Source organism: Salinicoccus sp. ID82-1 (genome assembly GCF_021991715.1).
Taxonomy (GTDB): domain Bacteria; phylum Bacillota; class Bacilli; order Staphylococcales; family Salinicoccaceae; genus Salinicoccus; species Salinicoccus cyprini.
The window spans coordinates 915,005-935,387 of sequence record NZ_JAGFLY010000001.1; the positions used below are offsets into that span (position 1 = coordinate 915,005).

A 20,383-nucleotide genomic window follows, 5' to 3' on the forward strand; every position below is an offset into this window, starting at 1 on the left:
GCTGATGCTTAGCATCAGCCCCGGTCAACTCAGGAATATTTCACAACATGATATTTCTTCTTGCCTCTTCTGATGACAGTGAACTCCCCGTCGAGCTTGTCCCCTTGAGCAATTTCGTAGTCCACATCCTGCTGGCGTTCTCCGTTGATGTAGATGGCACCGTTCTTGATGTCCTCCCTCGCCTGCCTGCGTGATGAGGAAATGCCGGTTTCAACAATCACCTTGACGATGTTCATATCCTCATCCGTGTAGGATGCCGATGGTACATCTTTGAAAGCGTCCTTGATCTGATCAACAGAAAGCGATTTGATTTCGCCATTGAAAAGCGCTTCTGTAATTCTCTGTGCTTCCTCCAATGCTTCCTCCCCGTGGATGAAAGCCGTAATGTCTTCAGCCAGGCGTCTCTGCGCCTTTCTCAGATGTGGTTCATTTTCCACTGATTCTTCGAGTGCTTCTATCTCTTCCCTTTCAATGAATGTGAAGAGCTTGATGAATTTGATGACATCCGCATCACTCTGGTTGATCCAGAACTGGTAGAACTCGTATGGCGAAGTACGCTTCGGATCAAGCCAGATGTTTCCGGATTCCGTCTTGCCGAACTTCTTGCCATCCGCCTTGGTCACGAGCGGAATGGTCATGCCTTCCGCTTCCGTTTCTCCGTATACACGACGCATTAGATCGAGCCCGCTTGTGATATTGCCCCACTGGTCTGATCCACCGATCTGCATCTTGCAGTCAAAGTGCCTGTTCAGGTGACCGAAGTCGATGGCCTGGAGAATCGTGTATGTGAATTCGGTGTAGGAGATGCCGGTTTCAAGACGGGTCTGGATGGCATCCTTCGCAAGCATGTAGTTCAGGCTGACGTGCTTGCCATAGTCTCTGAGGAAGCTGATCAGACTGATCTCCTGCAGCCAGTCTTTATTATTTACAAGGATTGCTCCATTTTCATCGGAGAAATCGAATATGTTCTCCATCTGACTCCTGATTCCTGCAACGTTGTCATCGATCTGATCCTCGGTCTGGAGCTTCCGCTCCTCACTCTTGAAGGATGGGTCACCGATCATTCCTGTCCCCCCGCCAATCAGTACAATCGGACGGTGCCCGTGCTCCTGAAATCTTCTGAGTGTCAGGAAAGGCACAAGGTGGCCGATATGGAGACTGTCAGCAGTCGGGTCTGCCCCACAGTATAGTGACAGCTGCCCGCGCTCGAGCAGTTCTGTAATCTTTTCTTCATCCGTCATCTGGTAGATGATGTCCCTGTACTTCAAATCTTCCAGCAAAGCATTCATGTCTATTTCCTCCCGGAATATTATTTATTGTAGAAATTGATATAAAAAAGCACCCCTACATGAGTAAGGGTGCTGAATACACGGTACCACCAAACAGTTTTACTTAGTGGGCAAAAACGTCCGCCCCGACGCACGAATGTTATGATACAGTGTATTCGTCCGGTCGCGTGCACTGATTTCCACCACCCATCAGCTCTCTATATTCCGCCGCACCGTCTACTTGTCTGCCATTCGAATAATATCAATTTATAAAAATGATATAGTGTCGCTGTCAAAAAGTCAAGCGGAGCAATGACTGTTCTTTTAGATCGACAGAACGAGAAGAACGCGATGATGCTTCACAAAACAGTCATAGCCGTCTTTGAATCACTAACTCTAACTGTTTCGAATATGATATAATGACCGGTGATAGGAGGTAACAATGAAGAAGAATAACGACTTTTTTACTTATATCAAAAATCTATTTTCTCGCAGAGATACAGAAACGAAAGCGGACGGCATCGAAGGATCCACTTTCAAAGAGAAATTCAATAGCGTCACTTCACGCTTCAGAAAGACGGGCTCCCCTCTCAGAATTTCATTCTTCACAGCCTACGATACCATCTGGAACATCATCCTTTTCTCAGTGCTTGCATTTACACTGGTCGGCATACTTGCCTTCAGCATTGGCCTCGGCTACTTCGCCGCGCTTGTGAATGATGAGGAGATCCAGGCTGAGGAAGAAGTGAGGACGGCACTGACAGAGATGACGGAAAGTACAACCGTTGCATTCGGTTCAGGGGAAGCGCTTGGTACATTAAGAGCCGATCTGATACGTGAGCGGGTCGACTACGACAGCATATCACCCTACGTCTCCGAAGCACTCATCGCCACTGAAGATGAATACTTCCACGATCATAACGGTGTTGTACCGAAAGCCTTCCTGAGAGCCACCCTCCAGCAGGTTGCCGGCTCCAGTTCCAGTACAGGCGGCAGTACACTGACGCAGCAGCTCGTCAAGAACCAGCTGCTGACAAATGAGACGACATTCGACCGCAAGGCGACAGAACTGCTGCTTGCTTTCCGGGTCGAAAAAATGCTTACAAAAGAAGAGATACTGGAAGCATACTTGAATGCCGTATCGTTCGGCCGTAATGCCAATGGTCAGAACATCGCAGGTGTCCAGGCAGCCGCTGAAGGCATCTTCGGCAAGAATGCAGCCGATCTGAATCTGGCAGAAAGTGCGTTCATCGCCGGACTCCCCCAGAATCCATATGCATATACACCATTTCTGCAGGGTGGTACTGTAAAAGATCCGGAACTGCTTGAAGCAGGCAAGAACAGGCAGCGGTTCGTTCTTGAAAGAATGCTGACAGAAGAAGTCATCACGCAGGAGGAATATGATCAGGCGCTCGAGTATGACCTCTATGCCAATTTGGCGGACAGCGTCACAGTACCGAACCAGAACTATCCATTCCTGACTGAAGAAGTGGAAAGACGCAGCATCGACATACTCAAGTATTATCTTGCCGAGCAGGATGGACTGACAAGAGAAGATGTCGATTCCACTCCGCTCATCAATCAGGAGTATACTAACGAAGCCAACATTGCTCTTAGAAACCAGGGCTACCATATCGAAACAACGATTGATAAGACCATCTACGATACGATGCAGAACGTCAAAGATAATTCGAGCTACTACTATGGATCAAGAAATGTAGCTGATGCCACCGATGCAACAGAAGAAGAACAGGCAGAAAGTGACGAGGTTCTCGAGCATGAACTCGGTGCGATGCTGAAAGACAATGCAACGGGTAAAATTCTAGGCTTCATCGGCGGACGTGATCATGACCGTTCCTCCATCAACCATGCGACCCAGACAAGCCGTCAAGCAGGTTCTACAATGAAACCGCTGATCACCTACGGTCCAGCCATCGACAAGGGCATCATTGCACCGGACACTGTCCTGCTGGATGAGATTTTTACAATACCGGAAATCGACTACAGTCCTCGCAACTATGACGTCGATGAAGAATTCGGACTTGTATCCGCCAGACATGCCCTGAGCAACTCCTACAACTTGAGTACATTGAGACTGTGGGCGGATGTAAGGCAGGAAAATCCGCAGGAGTATTTCCAGAAAATGAACATCCCGATTGGTGAAACTTTCTATTCAGATCAAGATACTCTGATTCCTTCAATGCCTCTTGGTTCAAATGCCTTGTCCATTGAAGACAATACAAACGCATTCTCGACATTCGGCAATAACGGTGAGCTCGTGGACAGCTATATGATTGAATCCATTACAAACCCTGAAGGTGAGACCATCTATGAGCACGAAAGTGAATCCACGCAAGTATTCAAGGATTCCACAGCCTATCTGATGACGGATATTCTGAAAGAGACATTCCAGACTGGATCTGCCTACTACATCCAGGACTACTACAACAGTGTCAGCGACACTTACGACTGGGCAGCGAAGACGGGTACATCCAACGGCTTTGTGGACTCATGGTTCATGGGATACAACCCTAAAGTCACTCTTGGTGTATGGATGGGCTACGACCGCAACATTCCTCAAGTTGCCAATCAGGATAGCGAACAGCACTTGCATATATACAACTGGCGTGCCCTGGCACAGGCAATAAGCGAAGTGGCTCCGGAACAGCTCGGTGCCAATGAACGCTTCAGCCGTCCATCTTCTGTCAGGGAAGTCGAGTACTGTGCACTGACCATGGAGACGGAAGAAGATTGTGAACGTAATCTTGACCGGCCGATTGAAGGTCTGATTGCAGAAGATACAAGGCTGACTGATAAGGAAGAGCTGGACAATTCTGAGATCATGGAAAGAATGGGTGAGGATTTCGACTCCGAACTCAGTACTTCCGACCTCAGAGGTACAGTGACAAACTCCTATGACAACCGCTACAGCGTCGGTCGGGGCAGTTCCTCAAGCTCTGATGACGAAGATGAAGATGACGAAGAATAAAAATTGAAGATGGCCACCTTCCTATTTCAGGAAGGTGGCCATCTTTTTTATACTTTTAGAATAGTCCTTTGGAATTGCCTTCGGCGTCTACGTCCATATTTACAGCAGAAGGGGTCTTCGGCAGTCCAGGCATTGTCATGATATCGCCTGTCAACGCGACAACAAAGCCGGCGCCGGTTTTCGCAACCACTTCTCTGACGGTCACTTTGAACCCTGTCGGTCTTCCAAGCAGCGCGGGATCGTCACTCAGGGAATACTGGGTCTTGGCCATGCAGACCGGGAAGCGGCCCCAGCCATGGCGATCGATTTCAGCCAGCTGTTTCTTGGCCTTGTCTGTAAAGATGACACCATCGCCCCCATATACTTCAGTGACAATCGTCTCTATCTTCTGATCGATCGGCAGTGCATCTTCATAAAGATGATGGAAGTTCTGAGGTGTTTCGAGCACTTCAAGCACCTTTTCTGCGAGATCGGTACCACCGGCACCCCCCTGCTCCCAGACTTTTGTCAGTGATACCCTTACGTCCTGCTCTCTGCACCAGTCGAGCACAAAGTTTCTCTCCTCGTCGGTATCTGTCACGAAATCATTGAGCGCAACTACAGGTTCAACACCAAACTTGCGTGCGTTCTCAATATGCTTTTCAAGATTTACGATGCCCAGCTTCAAAGCTTCTAGATTTGCTTCGCCAAGGTCCTTCTTGGCAACACCGCCGTTCATCTTGAGTGCACGGATCGTCGCTACAAGCACAAGTGCATCCGGTGCAAAGCTGCCTTTCCGGGCTTTGATGTTCATGAATTTCTCCCCGCCAAGATCGGAACCGAAGCCGCATTCAGTCACGACAATATCGGCAAGCTTTCTGGCGGTATTCGTGGCAATAAGGGAATTGCATCCGTGTGCAATGTTCGCAAATGGTCCGCCGTGGATGAGTGCAGGTGTGCCTTCCATCGTCTGGACAAGGTTCGGCTTCACCGCCTCCTTGAGCAGCAGTGCAAGGGCACCTTCCACTTCAAGCTGTCCAACAGTGACAGGCTCACGATCATAAGTGTAGCCGATGACGATTTCAGCGAGCTTCTTCTTCAGGTCGATGAGGTCGTTTGCCAGACACAGCACAGCCATGATTTCGCTTGCGACCGTAATGTCGAATCCATCTTCTCTTGGTACGCCCCGGGTCACACCGCCCAGTCCGACAACGACCTGGCGCAGCGCGCGGTCGTTCATATCCAGAACACGTTTCCATGTCACACGCCTCGGATCGATGTTGAGCGTGTTGCCATGATGGATATGGTTGTCGATGAATGCAGACAGTGCGTTGTTCGCTGTCGTGATGGCGTGGAGGTCACCATTGAAATGCAGATTGATCTCCTCCATCGGGAGCACCTGCGCACGTCCCCCGCCTGTTGCACCGCCTTTGATTCCCATGACGGGCCCAAGGGAAGGTTCACGGAGCGCGACCATCACGTTCTTCTCAAGCTGATTGAAAGCGTCGGCAAGTCCGACTGTGCACGTGGATTTGCCTTCGCCGGCCGGTGTCGGATTCATAGCAGAGACAAGTACAACTTTTGCCTGCTTGGCATCTCCTTCAATTTTATGTATATCCACCTTCGCCTTGTATTTGCCGTACATCTCCAGGGCATCGTAGGGAATGCCCGCCTTTTCGGCAATCTCCTCAATCGGTCTGATGTCTGCCTGCACTGCAATTTCCTGATCTGTCATATGTGCCATAATATCATCTCCTTTTCTGATGCGTAACGATCCTCTCAATTCCATTATGCCATAATCAACACTAAAATGCCCCTGCATTTCGCAGGGGCTATCCACTTGATCAGTACTATTTTCTAGTCGTCATCCATTGAGGAAAGATCGCCTGCCGGCAGATCGAGCTCCCATGCCTTCAGCACGCGGCGCATGATCTTACCACTTCTTGTTTTCGGCAGCTTCTCCTTGAATTCGATTTCCCTTGGTGCAGCATGTGCCGCCAGTCCTTCTTTGACGAATTTGCGTATCTCCTCTTTCAGTTCGTCCGTCGCTTCGTTCCCTTCTCTCAATGAGATGAACGCCTTGACGATTTCACCACGTATCGGATCAGGCTTGCCGATGACACCGGCTTCCTGTACAGCCGGATGCTCCACGAGCTTGGATTCGATTTCGAACGGTCCGACACGTTCACCGGCTGTCATGATGACATCATCCACACGACCCTGGAACCAGTAGTAGCCATCCTCATCCTTATAGGCTGAGTCTCCGGAAACGTACCAGTCCCCGATGAAGTAGGAGTCGTACTTGGCATCGTTCTTCCATATCTTTCGCATCATGGACGGCCATCCGCTCTTCATGGCCAGGTTGCCCATGCGGTTTGCCGGAAGTTCATTGCCTTCATCGTCGATGATGGCCGCTTCCACACCCGGCAGGGGTTTGCCCATGGAACCGCCCTTGATGTCCATGGAAGGCAGGTTGACGATCATATGTGCACCCGTTTCCGTCATCCACCACGTATCATGTATTCTCAGGTTGAACACCTTCATGCCCCATTTGACGACTTCCGGGTTCAGCGGTTCACCGACAGAAAGGACATGGCGTAGGGAGGACAGATCAAATTCATTTACAATCTCATCCCCTGCTCCCATGAGCATGCGGAAGGCAGTCGGTGCACTGTACCAGATCGTGACGTCAAGATCCTGGATGGCACCATACCATGCTTCAGGAGAGAAACGGCCGCCGACAACAACATTGGTTGCGCCATTGAGCCAAGGAGCAAAGATGCCATATGATGTGCCCGTCACCCAGCCCGGATCGGCTGTACACCAGTAGACATCATCCTCCTTCAGATCGAGAACATATTTCCCTGAGATGTAATGCTGTACCATGGCATGCTGGACATGCAGAACGCCTTTCGGCTGGCCAGTCGATCCACTCGTATAGTGCAGTATGAGACCATCCTCCTTATCCAGCCATTCAACCTCGAATTCATCGGAAGCGCTCTCATAACTTTTGTTGAAATCGATAAGATCCGCTTCGACACCGTCTCCGACAACAACAACCTTTTCAAGACTTGGCAGGTCGTCCACAGGAATTCTCGGCAGCAGTTCCGGTGTCGTGATGATGACTTTCGCATCACTGTTCTCGAGACGGTCCCTGACAGCCTTCTCCATGAACGCTTCGAAAAGCGGCCCGACAATTGCACCAATTTTCAACGCACCGAGCAGTGAGAAATAAAGTTCGGGACTTCTTGCCATGAATATGAATACGCGGTCCCCTTTGACAACTCCGGCTTCATCTTTCAGAACGTTGGCTGCTTTATTCGATGCCTTCTTCAGTTCTTCGAATGTATAAGACCTTTTCTGATCGCCATTCTTATAATGTAGGGCAATCTTGTCTCCCTTTCCATTTTCAGCATGCCTGTCTATGCATTCATACGCCATGTTGTATTTTCCCGTTTCATACCAGGAAAACTGCTTCTCGACTTCGCTCCAGTCATGGTGCTTCACCGCCTCATCATAATCCTTCAGATTAGGATTCTGATCCGTTGCTTCATAGAGTTCTACCTTCATAATCATAACTCCCCTTTTGTGTTTTCTCTTTTACATCTATTATTATATAATAGAATAGAGCAATTTTTCAAAATAATTGAAATAAATTCGGGAGGTCTTTTTTTGCATCATACAAAGACTTATTACAAAGAGGAGTACGAGACGGATAATCATACTTTTATCGTCGAAGGTCCTTTGACAGCCGACGCGCTTTCCGCCTTTACATTCGATGAAGGTCTGGATGCTTTTCGTCCGCCAAAAGAGCAGTTCGAAGCAATCATGGAAATTGCCGATCTAAAGGAAGGGCGGATACTCATTGTGCGTTCGGAATCCCATATCATCGGATACGTAACTTTCCTGCACCCCGATCCCATGGAACGCTGGTCCGACGGCAACCTGCCCTACATCATGGAGCTCGGTGCTGTCGAGATCAGTCTGGACTACCGCAGTTTCGGTCTTGGCAAGCGGCTGCTCAGGCTGGCAGTGCAGGATGACTATATGGAGAACTACATCATCATAACGACCGAATACTACTGGCATTGGGATCTGAAGAACAGTGGACTCGATGTGTATGAGTACAAGGAGCTGATGATCAGACTGATGGCGAGTGCAGGCTTTGAAGTCTTTCAGACGAACGACCCCGAAATCACCGGGCACCCTGCAAACACACTGATGGCACGCGTCGGCAAGAATATCGAAGAAGAACAGATGATGACTTTTGATAAGCTCAGATTCAAAAACCGCTTTTTTATCTAGGAGGAGTAGCATGCTAGTTGAAAGAATAATGACCTCACCGGCTAAGACACTTACCGAAGAACATACGATCGAAGACGCGCTGAACTTGATGAGCGCAAATGCCTTCCGCCATATACCAATCGTGGACAAGGACGCACGGCTGGTCGGAATCATTTCAGACAGGGATATCAAACTGACTCTGCCCTCTGTACTTTCCGATGAAGACCCGGACTTTACACTGAACGTGCCCATCTCAAGAATTATGCGCAAGCGCGTCACCTACTGCCATCCGATGGATTTCGTAGAAGAGATTGCACTGGATTTCTACCACTATTCCATCGGAGCGATACCTGTCCTCAGGGATGACAGGGTGATCGGCATCGTCACCCAGAAGGATATGCTGAACACCTATATTGAACTCACCGGCATGACCGAACCGGGCTCCATCATAGAAATCGATATCGAAGACCGGACAGGTGTCATCTATGATATCGGCAAAGTATTCAAGGAGCTGAATATCAGAATAATAAGCATTTCCGTCTACAGGAACAAGGGGAAGAAAGGATACAAGACCATCCTGCTCAGGGTTCAGGCCATGAATCCACGAAAAGCCATCGACCTACTCAAAGATAGAGGGTTCACAGTACTTGAACCCTCCCAGATGGGTCAATGACAGATCCCGTCTACATCTATGATGAAGCTCTGCTCAAGTACCGGTTCAATTCCACTCATCCTTTCAATCAGATGCGTCTGAAGATGACCACCGATCTATTGATGGCGTCGGGTCATCTGAAACAATCTGATATTGTCAAACCAAGAGAAGCGACGGATGAGGAGCTCGAACTCGTCCATAAGAAGGATTATATTGAAGCGGTAAAACTTGCAGGGAAAGGTGAACTTCCGGAGGACAAGCTTGAGAACTATGGTCTTGATACCGAGGATACACCGAGCTTCAAGGACATGCATGATAAGAGCCGGATGCTTGTCGGTGCCACACTTACCGCTGTAGAAGCGGTGATGGAAGGAAGGTGCGATAAGGCGCTCAATCTTTCCGGCGGTCTGCACCACGGCTTCAGTGGACGCGCCGGCGGCTTCTGCATCTACAATGATACGGCAGTCGCCATAGAATATCTTAGAACAAAGTATAATAAGCGCGTGCTCTATATTGATACGGATGCCCACCACGGGGATGGTGTACAGTGGATTTTCTATCATACGAACGAAGTGATGACCTACTCCATCCATGAAACGGGCCGCTATCTATTCCCAGGCACCGGCAGTCTGACAGAGCGCGGAACCGAGGAAGGCTTCGGCTATGCCGTCAATCTGCCGATTGATGCATTTACAGAAGATGATTCTTTCCTATCGATTTTCAAGGAGACGCTGGAAGCGGCAATTATAAAATTCAAGCCGGACGTCATCTTCAGCCAGAATGGCGTCGATGCCCATTTTCGCGACCCGATGACCCACCTCTCGCTGACTTCACGCACTTTCGAGGAGATTCCACGCTTCGTCAATGAGATGGCAGACAAGTATACCGATGGGAAGTGGATTGCTGTTGGCGGTGGCGGCTATAATATCTGGCAGGTCGTTCCCCGCATGTGGGCCCAGGTCTGGTTAGCTATGAACAGTCAGAAAGCGCCTCGAGGCAGGTTGCCCGAATCGTATATGGCGCAGTATCAGAAGAAATGTCCTGTCGACTTCCCCATTAATTGGGAAGATGCACTTGATGACTACATGGATATACCAAGACGCGACGAAATAAACGAAAAGAACCGCAGCATGATGTCGCGTGCCATGCTCCATCTCGAGCAGCAGTAGCAGAAATTTAGAAAAGCACCCTGATCATGATCAGGGTGCTTTTCCATGTGGAGAAATGTGCTATTTTGTCGTGCCACGATATTCGATTCTGTAAGGAAGGATGACATTGGCCTCTTCCACAGTCTCTTCGTTCATATACTTTGTCAGCAGCCTCATGCCGACTGCACCGATATCATATAGCGGCAGTGCGATGCTTGAGAGCTGCGGGCGTACCATGTTGACAAGGCGTGTGTTGCTGCAGCTCAATACTTGAAGCTGATCAGGAATTGAAATATCATGATCCATCGCCTTATGCAGGACACCAATGGCAGCATCGTCACTCATCGTAATGACAACATCCGCTTCGAGTTCCCGTATGGTTTCGTAGAGTTCTGCTCCGGACTGGTAGTCCGCTCCGGTGGAGAGGATGTATTTTTCATCGAATGATCTGTCGTGCTCACTATAGGCAGCCTTGAGGCCATCTACTATATGGCGTTCCAACTGCTCGGAATACGACCCTTTGACGAATGCAATCTGCTCGGCACCATCATCCAGAAACTTCGAAGCCGCCTCTTTGATCGCCTCATTATAGTCGATATTGACTGAAGGCATATTTTCATCCTTTTCACTTGTGCCGCATATGACGACAGGCAGATGGGACTTTTTGATGTCATTGAGTGTTTCCTCATTCAAGGCACCACCGAGGAATACGATGCCGTCGACCTGCTTGCTGATCAGACCGAGGAAAGCGTCCCTTTCCTTATCGGGGTCGTTATCTGTATTCGTAATGATGATCTGATAGTTGTACATCTCGGCAATATCATCAAGACCTCTTGCCAATGAAGAGTAATACAGGTTGGAGATATCCGGGATGATGACACCGACAGTCGTCGTCTTCTTGCTTGCCAGACCACGTGCTACGGCATTTGGACGATAGTCCAGCCTTTCTATTACATCTTTAACCTTTTTTCTCGTTTCGGGCTTGACGTTGGGATTCCCGTTAAGCACTCTTGAGACGGTTGCCATGGAAACTTTGGCCTCTCTGGCAACATCATATATAGTAACCGTCATATTGCACCTCCGCACGCTTCTGAAAACGCTTTTTGTAATATAATAACATGAACCGTGGAGTTTCGTCATGAAAAAATATTTCCAAGCATAAAATTATTTCTAATCTGATAGCTCTGATGGCACATATCGATCAAAAAAATAACCACATGACTGAACATGTGGTTATTTTCTGTTGACGAACAACTATGACTTTTTGTCTGCTTCGGAACTTTCAGCAAACCTGGACATGTCTACAGTGTTCGGATTTTCAGTACTCGGTTCATTTACTTCTTCATGAATCGCATCCTTCTGTGCTTTGACTGCGGATTCATCAAGTGATTTCACTCTCTTCTGCTCTTCCTTTTCGCCCTTCTTGGCATTCATTTCATCTTTCTTGTCTTCTGCTTTGCTGCGAAGTTCATCCGTTTTTTCCTGAACTTTCTCCTTGAGACCTTTATCTTCTCCTCCACTATCATTGCCTGAGCTTTTGGAGAATTTCTGGGTCTGATCTGAAATATCGTCTCTTAGCGCATCTCCGGATTTCGGGGCAAGCAGCAGACCGCCAACCGTACCTACAAGTAGGCCGATGATCAGACCGATGGAGAAATCTCTGCCAGTCGTCTGATTGATCTGCTGTTCGTATTCCTCAACGCCGTGAAGATGGCGGTCACGATTATAGGTTTCCATATAAAGACCTCCTATTTGTTTCTTTCGTCGTCAAGTCCAGCGTTCACACGGTTTTCATCCAGATTGTCATTTGTTGTTACAGACTGGTTTACAGCAACCGGAAGGTTCTCCGGATCGCTTTCAGCTGTTGTGGAGTACTTTGTATTGAATGCGCTATTGCGTTTCTGGCGCATCTGCCATTTATCTGCAACTTCCATTGCGACATTCGACCATTGGACAACCTGTGAAATCTTGTCTTCATTCTGTGAAATGTTGTGGGTAATTGAATTCGTCACCCTGTCCACTGAAGCATTCAGGTTGTTCATCGACTTCCCAATACCTTGTACAGCATCCACTACAGAATTCAGTTTCGCAGATTTGCCCTGTACATCTTCTGCCAGACGATTTGTCTTGTGCAGCAGGTCGGTAGACTCTCTCGTAATACCCTGGATCTGTCCTTCTACTCCGTCAAGTGTCTTTGCAACATGATCCAGATTCTTCTTGACCGAGAACAGTACGACTGCAATCGCAATACAAAGAATCAGGAAAGCAAGTGCTGCAACACCTGCGGCAATGTATAAAATAATTTGCCAATCCATCATAACGCCTCCATCTATGTCTTTTTGTTATTCACTCTTTAAATTAACCCAAATGCATCTACAATAAACATGTTTCATGCTTATCAGGATAATAACTCTGTAAATCTCTTTTCATATTTCTGGATATCACCGGCACCCATGAATATGATGACCGCGCCTTCATGCATGTTGAGTCTCGCAATGTCATCACTTTCATCGAGCAGCTCCGCCTCCGGTATGAGATCGACCAGGTCGCGGCTGGACAGTTCTCCTTCGTTCTCCCGGGCAGACCCGAATATATCAACGATATAGGCCTTGTCGGAAGCGGACAGAGCATCCGCGAATTCATTCAGAAACTTTTTCGTTCTTGAAAAAGTGTGCGGCTGGAATACAGTGACGATCTCACGCCCACTGTACTTCTTCCTCGCTGTTTCGAGCGTCGCCCGTATTTCCTTCGGGTGGTGCGCGTAGTCATCCACGATGACCATGCCATTCTTGAATGTCTCGCTGAAGCGCCTTTTGACGCCACCAAACGTCATGAAAGCCCGCTTGATGTTCTCCATGTCAAGCTTCTCAAGATAGCCGACTGTAATGACAGCAAGAGAATTGAGCACATGATGGTCCCCATACATCGGAATCGTGAAAGTATCCAGGAATTCACTTCCGACATGCACATCAAATCGTGTGCCGTTGGAGACCGTTTCAATATTTGAGGCCCGGACGTCAAAATCACCATTGATGCCATAGAAGTATACAGGCACTTTATAGTCAAGTGTCCGTGTGTGTGCATCCCCACCATAGGCGATGACACCCTTTTTCACCTGGTCCGCCATTTCCGAAAAGGCGCTGACGACATCATCCAGGTCCTTGAAGTAGTCCGGATGGTCGAAATCGATATTGGTGATGATGGCATAATCCGGGTGGTAGCTCAGAAAGTGACGCTTGTATTCACATGATTCGAAAGTGAAATATTCGCTGTTTTCGAGGCCGAATCCGGTGCCATCACCGATAAGAAACGTCGTATCGACGTCCCCGTTCATTACATGGCTGAGCAGGCCGGTAGTGGAAGTCTTGCCATGCGCCCCGGTTACGGCAATCGATGTGAACTGGTTCATGAATTGCGAGAGAAATTCATGATAGCGGATGACCGGATACCCTTTCTCCAATGCTGTTCTGATTTCAACATGATTGTCATCGAAGGCGTTTCCTGCAATATAGGTGAAGCCTTCCACGACATTGGCAAGGTCGAAAGGCAGAATCCTGATGCCTTTGTCTCTGAGCTGGTGCTCAGTGAAAACTTCCTTTTCTATGTCGGCTCCCTGCACTTCATGACCGAGGTCATGGAGCACCTGGGCCAGGGCGCTCATACCTGCGCCTTTAATTCCTATAAAATGATATTTTTCCATGCGGTCACCATACTTTCATTAATTCGTTCATCGGGTCATACCTTTCAAATAGGAAAGGACATTCTCCTTTATTTTCTGGTCCAATATACCGGCATTCACTCTGAGCGGCTTGTTGGATGTTGGAATCTGGATCAGCATATCATTGCCCCGGACCAGTTCATTGCTGCCATCCACCACCCGGGATTTCTCATCCTTGAACGAAATACGGGTGTGCATCATCTGCAGCAGCTCGAATCGTATACCGACATCTTTCCTGGAATGGTTCATGATCAGATGCATGCCGAGCGGCTTGCCTTTCTTTAGAAGCTGTACAATGCTGCGGATCGCCTCCGGATTGTTATGCTCGAACAATTCCGACAGATCATCAATGACAATCACTACTACACTCTTTTTGGCATCATTTCTGACACGCTTGTTATAGCTGTCCAGATTGCGTACATGCGCTCTTCTGAACTGGTTGTGCCTGTCATTCAGCTCTTCCAGGGCGTCCGTAAGTACATGCTTCTCTGTCAGTGATACCGGCTCCCTGAATGCATAAGGAAGCGAACCATATGCTCTGTGGCTCTCTTTGTCGGAAGCCACCATGATTTCAAGTTCCCTCGGGCCATGGTTCATCATCAGGGAAACAAGGATGTTGTCGATGACCGATGTGGAATCAACTGCTTCTCCGCCATAGATCAGTATATGTCCGGCCTTCTGCAATGGGAAGCTGAATATCTGGTCATCCACCGTCTTGCCTACGACAAATTTGTAGTCATTCTTTCTTGTGCTGAGTGAACTGGATGCAAATAATGTGCTGAATGGAATCGGGTGGATGACAGGCAGTACAAATTCGACACCTATATTGCTTGTACCCACAATCGGCGCGACGATTTTAACGTCATCGAACGGGAGCACTTCCACGAGATGCTCCTTCAGCTTGCCGATGACATTCAGCCTGAAGTTTCTTTCCAGAGAAAGCTCGTAGCGGCCGATGATGCCATTCGTCTTATAGGCGATGACTTTTGTCGGGACACCAATCGCATCAAACGCAGCAACCACCTCATCGGCGAATGATTCACCGGAAGTTTCATAGGCGCTGTTTTGACCTTCACCTAATATATGTAGGGGTGGCAACGTACTTTTAGGGCCACTCCGTTTAACTGTATTCTGGCTCGATCTATGCTTATTCTTATCATAGGGTGTCATGATGACATTGAAAGGAGAAGCGGACTGCTGCGCTTCACGGATGTCTTCGTCCTGATCCGAAACATCCGGCTGCGTCTCTTCGGCAGGTGACGGCTCGAGATGCGTCGGATGGATCTGCATCTTTTTCCCGTTGTGCTCGAGACGCTTCTGTTGTCTTTTTTCACGGTTCTGACGTTCACGTTTCAGCTCCTCGACGATTGGTGAGACGTACCCGGATTTTTCACTGTCAGCAGACGCGTCCTGCTGATCATTTTTTTTCGAACCTGGATTCCCTTTCGAGCCGTGTATCGCCGAAGGCACTTCGCGGGCCTTTATAATGGTGTTCTTTTTCGGACGCCTTCTCTGGTAGCGGCTGTCATCGAGCAGTGATTTCTGCTGCTCTCTTCTTATCGGATCATCATGGCTTTTTTGTTCCGAAGTCCGATCCTCCTGCTGACTGAGTGCAGCATCCTGCGCCGAATCATCCATATCCAAAGGAAATCTGAACCTTTCCTTGTCGGAATGGTTCTCATCCATGCTGCGACCAAACTGTCTTCTCCTTCTTGATCTGTTCATCCAATCACCCTTATTTCACTTCGAATGGTTGTGCGACTTCATAGCTGTCATCGAGGACATATATGCCTTTGATGCCGTCATCCGGAAGATTGAGCTCCTTTTTGGAACAGATCATTCCTTTTGAATCGACACCCCTTAATGTAGAAGGTCTGATATACAAGCCATCAGGCATGATGGCCCCTACTTTTGCCACGACTACGTGCTGGCCGGAATCGACATTGGGTGCACCACAGACGATCTGCAGTTCCTCATCGCCAACATCCACCTTGCATACATTCAGCTTATCTGCATCCGGATGCTTTGATTTTTCGAGCACTTTGCCGACTACAAACTTCGGTGACATGTCCGGGTCGATTGGATTGATGCCCTTCGTTTCCAGCAGATTGTTGATTTCTCCCACGATCGTTTCATCCGGCTCGATATTGACAGCATCCGGCAGGGAAAAGGAACGTGAAGCATCGAATATGTTCAATCCGATGATCTCATCACCGTCTTTGATGACAGTCAGACCTTCATGATGCTCATAGGACGGGGTTTCTGTTTTTCTTAAAGTGACAAGCAGCACATCTCCGACATGCTTATGATTATAAGTCAGTTTCATTCTTCTCTACCTCTTTTATGATTCTTTTGTTTACCGAGTATGAATACCGGCTCCAGTTTCTTTTCACGATACGAGAATGTCAGGGAGGTGATCGGTGTCAGTCCCTCTGCGAAATACTGCATCATCATCTGTGCCATGATATCATATCCGACACTGTTTCTCACATTGGCGATGATCAGCACATCCTGATGCGGCAGTCCTACGAGCATTTCACCGTCGAACTTGTCATGCATGCCGCGAAGCATCTCTTCATTCAGAATGCGTGTGGCATCGTAGCCGTCATTATGGTTGATGAAGTAGAAGTCGTTCTCCTGGATGGTTTCGCCTTTATGTGAGATCGGCAGCTGTTTCATGTTTCTTTCCGCGAGCTTGCGCAGTGCTTCCTTGTCGAGGCCGAGCGTTCTGAGCAGCTTTTCATCAATCAGTCTGTAGCTGTTTTGAAAATCCACTGCATAGTATATATTCGTCTCATTCGTATGCGCATCAACGATGAATGCATCACCGTTCTTATTTTCCTTATGGAAACTTGTCGAGCGGATGACCGGATAGATCGCCGCCTCATCGAGACTGATCTCCTCCTCTTTCATGCGCTCCAGTGTTTCATTTATATAATACACGATTTCTTCAATGAAATTCTCATCATTCTTTGCCTTGTCGACTGCCTTCGACAAGGCAATATCGAGACCTTTCCCGTTATCTTTTCTTTCCACCCTGAGCATTTCCTCTTTGCGGTCGAAAGAAGTCAGGAAATCATTGCGTCTTTCTTCAAGTTTCTCGACAATCCTGTTCTTCAGCTGGAAAATATTCATCAGATTTCCTCCGTTCTATTCTTTAGCACCCAGTTTGAGCCTCTGATCGCCTTCTTTGATCAGCCCTGCGCGTTTCAGCAAAGTATAGAATACCAGAGTTACTACAGCAGGTAAAACAATTTGGAACACGATGATGAGTACCCATACCCTCGGTGATGGCCCCATGGTCTCGATGGTCATGATCTGTCCGACCAGACCGCTCGTGCCCATGCCGGCACCTGCTGCGTTGTTCTCCATCGGGAAGAACACCGTCATGACAGGCGCGATGATGGCACTGGCCAGAACGGGCGGCAGCAGGATGAATGGATTGAGCAGTACGTTCGGCACCTGGAGCATCGAAGTGCCAAGGCCGATGGACAGCACGCCGGAAAAGCCATTGTCCCTATACCCTGTTACAGCCAGGCCCACCATGTGGCAGCAGCAGCCGATGACGGCAGCACCGGCAGCGAGTCCGCTGATATCGAGCATGAGGGCAAGCGCTGCACTGGACAGTGGTGCAGTCAGTGTAATTCCGAAGATGACCGCAACAAGCATTCCCATGATGAATGGACGCTGATCTGTGGCAAACACGATGACTTCGCCCATGCTTGTCATGAAGTCGCCGATGACCGGACCGACAAAACGCGCGATAAGATAACCGAAAATGATGGTGAAAAGCGGTGTGATGATGATATCAATTTTGGTCCTGCCTGCATAGAGCCTGGCGATCTCTAGCGATATGATGCTCGCGATATAGCTCCCGGCAGCACCCCCCATATCATAGGCAGCGTAGCTTACGACAACGACGGAGAATATGACGAGGGGCGAAGCCTTCAGACCGTAGGCAATTGCGGCACCGATTGCAGCACCGGTCATGGCCATGGCGACTGCACCGATCTCCTTCAGACTTTCAAGATACGGCACATAGGTTCCGATCGTATCGATGATCAGACCGATGATGAGCGAAGAAAACAGGCCGAGTGCCATGAAACTCATGCCATCAATGAACCATCTTCTAAGAAATCCTCTCATCTACTGTCCTCTCAGCTCTGCAACTCTATCATGGTCGATGCCTCTGACGAGTTCCGTCAGCATCGTTTTGGCGTGCATGTAGTCCTCTGCATTGATGATCGAGTGGGATGTGTGGATATAGCGGGCAACGATACCGACAACGGCACTGACGACGCCTTCATTCGATACGTGGATGCTGCCGGCATCCGTACCGCCTGGTGACTGGTAGTACTGGAACTTGATATCATGTGCATCAGCAGTTTCAAGCATATAGTCGCGCATCGGCTTCGACAGGATCATTGTCCGGTCCATGATGCGGACGAGCGTGCCTTCGCCGATCTTTCCGATATCATCCTTGTTGCCGAGCATGTCGTTTGCCGGCGAACAGTCCACAGCAAATGCAATATCCGGCTTGATCATGTTGGCGCTCACTTTGGCGCCTCTCAGGCCGACTTCCTCCTGCACATTGGCACCGACATACAGGTCGCAGTCAAGCTCCACGTCAGCCAGAGCCTCAAGCGTCTCAATTGCGATCAGACAGCCGTAGCGGTTATCCCATGCTTTGGCGAGCAGTTTATTTTCCTGTTCAAGCACTTCGAAATTGACGTCAGGCACGATGGAATCACCAGGGCGGATGCCCATCGACTCAAGGTCTTCCCTGCTGTCGGCACCGACATCAAGCAGCATATCGTCGAGCTGGACCGGCTTGTTGCCCTCCCCTTTTCTGAAGTGGACAGGGACGCTGCCGATGACACCTGTAATTTCTTTGTCTTCGGACGTCCGCACTTTGAACTTGTGGCTCAGCAATACATCGTTCGACCATCCGCCCAGTGGAGTGAATTTGATCATTCCATTGTCCGCCAGCTGTGTCACCATGAATCCGACTTCATCCATATGACCCGCAATCATGACCTTCGGCGCGTTTTCAACTTTCGACTTTTTGAGCGCGAAGATGCCACCCAGACCGTCCTGCATGATTTCATCAGCAAACGGCTCCATCTCTTTTTTCATATAGCTGCGCACCTTGTCTTCAAAACCAGGCGCACCATGCAGTTCTGTCAGTGTCTTCATTCTTTCGAGTGTGTTGGTTGCAATTTTCATCTATATTCCCCTTTTGTAATCATATGACTTGAAAAATATGCTAAAATTATTGCGATAGGAGGTCCTGCTCATGATACAGAAAATCATCGGAATCATACTTCTTTTTGCCATCATTCTGGTTCCGCCGTATGTCTGGTTCAGACGGAACAGGCATATTCGGCCCGAGTCGATCATTGATGCGCTGCACAGCCGGTATGAAGGCATTTCATTCATCTCGATAGACCATCGTACAGCCAGAAGCAAATTTCTCGGTATAGACCGGGACGTCTACAGAGGACGCCTACATATGAACAGCAGACGCGGCAAGGCACGCTATCAGTTCACTGCCGACGCCTATACAGGAGAGATCATGGAAACTACTGAACTGTAGTTTCCGTGATCTCTTTTATATAGACGGATTGGATGCTCTGGTACGCAACACTATTTTATCATTCTTTCCTGAGGAAATACACGACATAAAAAAAAACACCTTTAGAAAGATGCTCTGATTCTGTAGATTTTATTCCCTTTTGCGGAAAACTTCTCTTCGTACTCCGTCCGGATATTATCTTCCGGTTCATCAGCATGCAGATCGAGTTTGACCTCATCGAAATCCATACCGAAGCTGTTCATGCTTACAAGACTGAATTCGAAGAGACCCCTGTTGTCCGTCTTGAACTGCAGCAGCCCCCCGTCTTCCAGGATGGCACTGTATTTCTCAAGAAATGACCGGGAGGTCAGACGGCGTTTCTCATGGCGGCTCTTCGGCCATGGATCCGAGAAATTCAGATAGATGCGGGATACCGGATCATTCCTGAAGTACGCATCTATCGCATTCGCATCGAGCAGCACGAGCCTGACGTTCAGAAGCTCTGCCTCAAGCACCTTCTCGACGACCCGGATCATCACATTCTTATCCAGTTCTATGCCAACAAAGTTGACGTCAGGATGCCTTTTTGCCAGTTCGGTTATGAATGTGCCCATGCCGGTACCCACTTCTACATGAAGTGGTCTTGTCTCGGGAAAGAATGCCCCTACTCTTCCGGAATAGGAGGAATCGATGTCCACGATGCTATTGTTCTGCTGTAAAAAATCCATTGCCCAAGGCTTATTGCGCATTCTCATTATCTTTCTCCACCT

The 20,383-nt window shown here is 48.6% G+C and carries 18 protein-coding genes; 5 read left to right on the plus strand and 13 right to left on the minus strand.

Translation table 11 applies throughout. The annotated features are described in order from the left end of the window. Positions 1-29: 29 nt before the first annotated feature. The gene (gene tyrS, locus J4760_RS04760; RefSeq protein WP_145286937.1) at positions 30-1,289 is read right to left on the minus strand and encodes a tyrosine--tRNA ligase; all 1,260 of its coding nucleotides are present in this window, start codon (positions 1,287-1,289) and stop codon (positions 30-32) included. A gap of 421 nt (positions 1,290-1,710) precedes the next feature. On the opposite strand from tyrS, the gene J4760_RS04765 reads away from it, so the two are divergent. Beyond that, on the plus strand, positions 1,711-4,257 hold the full coding sequence (locus tag J4760_RS04765) for a transglycosylase domain-containing protein (RefSeq protein ID WP_237604953.1): 2,547 nt from the start codon (positions 1,711-1,713) through the stop codon (positions 4,255-4,257). A gap of 55 nt (positions 4,258-4,312) precedes the next feature. On the opposite strand, the gene J4760_RS04770 is transcribed toward J4760_RS04765, so the two are convergent. Together J4760_RS04770 and acsA are read right to left on the minus strand one after the other, a co-directional pair. Continuing rightward, positions 4,313-5,980 carry a formate--tetrahydrofolate ligase gene (locus tag J4760_RS04770; protein WP_145286943.1) on the minus strand — a complete coding sequence of 556 codons (1,668 nt, stop codon included), beginning with the start codon at positions 5,978-5,980 and terminating at the stop codon, positions 4,313-4,315. 113 nt (positions 5,981-6,093) lie between these two features. After that, a complete protein-coding gene (gene acsA / locus J4760_RS04775; RefSeq protein WP_237604954.1) occupies positions 6,094-7,806 on the minus strand; it encodes an acetate--CoA ligase in 1,713 nt (570 codons plus the stop codon). Between the two features lie 102 nt (positions 7,807-7,908). Here acsA and J4760_RS04780 point away from each other — a divergent pair, with 102 nt between their 5' ends. The 3 genes from J4760_RS04780 to J4760_RS04790 are packed head-to-tail and all read left to right on the plus strand — an operon-like array spanning position 7,909 to position 10,341. Next, the gene (locus J4760_RS04780; protein WP_237604955.1) at positions 7,909-8,541 is read left to right on the plus strand and encodes a GNAT family N-acetyltransferase; all 633 of its coding nucleotides are present in this window, start codon (positions 7,909-7,911) and stop codon (positions 8,539-8,541) included. Between the two features lie 10 nt (positions 8,542-8,551). Further along, positions 8,552-9,193 (plus strand): CBS and ACT domain-containing protein, encoded by a 642-nt coding sequence (locus J4760_RS04785; RefSeq protein ID WP_237604956.1) that lies wholly within the window; start codon positions 8,552-8,554, stop codon positions 9,191-9,193. Continuing rightward, entirely contained in the window at positions 9,190-10,341 is a 1,152-nt protein-coding gene (locus J4760_RS04790) for an acetoin utilization protein AcuC (protein WP_237604957.1), read from the plus strand. The genes J4760_RS04785 and J4760_RS04790 overlap by 4 nt, the downstream gene beginning before the upstream one ends. Positions 10,342-10,401: 60 nt before the next feature. On the opposite strand, the gene ccpA is transcribed toward J4760_RS04790, so the two are convergent. The 9 genes from ccpA to J4760_RS04835 all read right to left on the minus strand — a co-directional run bounded on the left by ccpA (position 10,402) and on the right by J4760_RS04835 (position 19,264). Continuing rightward, a complete protein-coding gene (ccpA, locus tag J4760_RS04795) occupies positions 10,402-11,391 on the minus strand; it encodes a catabolite control protein A (RefSeq protein ID WP_237604958.1) in 990 nt (329 codons plus the stop codon). A gap of 183 nt (positions 11,392-11,574) precedes the next feature. Next, entirely contained in the window at positions 11,575-12,057 is a 483-nt protein-coding gene (locus J4760_RS04800; RefSeq protein WP_145286960.1) for a YtxH domain-containing protein, read from the minus strand. An 11-nt stretch (positions 12,058-12,068) separates the two neighbouring features. Further along, positions 12,069-12,635 carry a DUF948 domain-containing protein gene (locus J4760_RS04805; RefSeq protein WP_237604959.1) on the minus strand — a complete coding sequence of 189 codons (567 nt, stop codon included), beginning with the start codon at positions 12,633-12,635 and terminating at the stop codon, positions 12,069-12,071. An 83-nt stretch (positions 12,636-12,718) separates the two neighbouring features. Then, complete coding sequence (murC, locus tag J4760_RS04810) at positions 12,719-14,020, minus strand: UDP-N-acetylmuramate--L-alanine ligase (RefSeq protein ID WP_237604960.1); 1,302 nt, start codon at positions 14,018-14,020, stop codon at positions 12,719-12,721. 27 nt (positions 14,021-14,047) lie between these two features. After that, positions 14,048-15,763 (minus strand): DNA translocase FtsK, encoded by a 1,716-nt coding sequence (locus J4760_RS04815; protein WP_145286967.1) that lies wholly within the window; start codon positions 15,761-15,763, stop codon positions 14,048-14,050. Between the two features lie 10 nt (positions 15,764-15,773). After that, positions 15,774-16,364 carry a YtpR family tRNA-binding protein gene (gene ytpR, locus J4760_RS04820; protein ID WP_145286969.1) on the minus strand — a complete coding sequence of 197 codons (591 nt, stop codon included), beginning with the start codon at positions 16,362-16,364 and terminating at the stop codon, positions 15,774-15,776. Continuing rightward, positions 16,361-17,173, minus strand: a complete 813-nt coding sequence (locus J4760_RS04825; RefSeq protein WP_145286972.1) for a DUF1444 family protein — start codon at positions 17,171-17,173, stop codon at positions 16,361-16,363. The genes ytpR and J4760_RS04825 overlap by 4 nt, the downstream gene beginning before the upstream one ends. 15 nt (positions 17,174-17,188) lie before the next feature. Continuing rightward, positions 17,189-18,184, minus strand: coding sequence for a PTS sugar transporter subunit IIC (locus J4760_RS04830; RefSeq protein WP_237604961.1), 996 nt, complete (start codon positions 18,182-18,184; stop codon positions 17,189-17,191). Continuing rightward, complete coding sequence (locus tag J4760_RS04835) at positions 18,185-19,264, minus strand: M42 family metallopeptidase (RefSeq protein ID WP_145286978.1); 1,080 nt, start codon at positions 19,262-19,264, stop codon at positions 18,185-18,187. 70 nt (positions 19,265-19,334) lie between these two features. Between J4760_RS04835 and J4760_RS04840 the strand changes: the two genes are divergently transcribed. After that, complete coding sequence (locus J4760_RS04840) at positions 19,335-19,634, plus strand: hypothetical protein (RefSeq protein WP_237604962.1); 300 nt, start codon at positions 19,335-19,337, stop codon at positions 19,632-19,634. A gap of 101 nt (positions 19,635-19,735) precedes the next feature. On the opposite strand, the gene trmB is transcribed toward J4760_RS04840, so the two are convergent. Further along, positions 19,736-20,368: a tRNA (guanosine(46)-N7)-methyltransferase TrmB gene (gene trmB, locus J4760_RS04845; protein WP_237604963.1), complete on the minus strand. Its 633-nt coding sequence runs from the start codon at positions 20,366-20,368 to the stop codon at positions 19,736-19,738. Positions 20,369-20,383 lie beyond the last annotated feature (15 nt).

Coding starts and splice junctions, on each gene's coding strand:
- tyrS (WP_145286937.1), bottom strand. CDS start 1,289: ATGAATGCTTTGCTGGAAGATTTGAAGTACAGGGACATCATCTACCAG.
- J4760_RS04765 (WP_237604953.1), top strand. CDS start 1,711: ATGAAGAAGAATAACGACTTTTTTACTTATATCAAAAATCTATTTTCT.
- J4760_RS04770 (WP_145286943.1), bottom strand. CDS start 5,980: ATGGCACATATGACAGATCAGGAAATTGCAGTGCAGGCAGACATCAGA.
- acsA (WP_237604954.1), bottom strand. CDS start 7,806: ATGAAGGTAGAACTCTATGAAGCAACGGATCAGAATCCTAATCTGAAG.
- J4760_RS04785 (WP_237604956.1), top strand. CDS start 8,552: ATGCTAGTTGAAAGAATAATGACCTCACCGGCTAAGACACTTACCGAA.
- J4760_RS04790 (WP_237604957.1), top strand. CDS start 9,190: ATGACAGATCCCGTCTACATCTATGATGAAGCTCTGCTCAAGTACCGG.
- ccpA (WP_237604958.1), bottom strand. CDS start 11,391: ATGACGGTTACTATATATGATGTTGCCAGAGAGGCCAAAGTTTCCATG.
- J4760_RS04800 (WP_145286960.1), bottom strand. CDS start 12,057: ATGGAAACCTATAATCGTGACCGCCATCTTCACGGCGTTGAGGAATAC.
- J4760_RS04805 (WP_237604959.1), bottom strand. CDS start 12,635: ATGGATTGGCAAATTATTTTATACATTGCCGCAGGTGTTGCAGCACTT.
- murC (WP_237604960.1), bottom strand. CDS start 14,020: ATGGAAAAATATCATTTTATAGGAATTAAAGGCGCAGGTATGAGCGCC.
- J4760_RS04815 (WP_145286967.1), bottom strand. CDS start 15,763: ATGAACAGATCAAGAAGGAGAAGACAGTTTGGTCGCAGCATGGATGAG.
- ytpR (WP_145286969.1), bottom strand. CDS start 16,364: ATGAAACTGACTTATAATCATAAGCATGTCGGAGATGTGCTGCTTGTC.
- J4760_RS04825 (WP_145286972.1), bottom strand. CDS start 17,173: ATGAATATTTTCCAGCTGAAGAACAGGATTGTCGAGAAACTTGAAGAA.
- J4760_RS04830 (WP_237604961.1), bottom strand. CDS start 18,184: ATGAGAGGATTTCTTAGAAGATGGTTCATTGATGGCATGAGTTTCATG.
- J4760_RS04835 (WP_145286978.1), bottom strand. CDS start 19,264: ATGAAAATTGCAACCAACACACTCGAAAGAATGAAGACACTGACAGAA.
- J4760_RS04840 (WP_237604962.1), top strand. CDS start 19,335: ATGATACAGAAAATCATCGGAATCATACTTCTTTTTGCCATCATTCTG.
- trmB (WP_237604963.1), bottom strand. CDS start 20,368: ATGAGAATGCGCAATAAGCCTTGGGCAATGGATTTTTTACAGCAGAAC.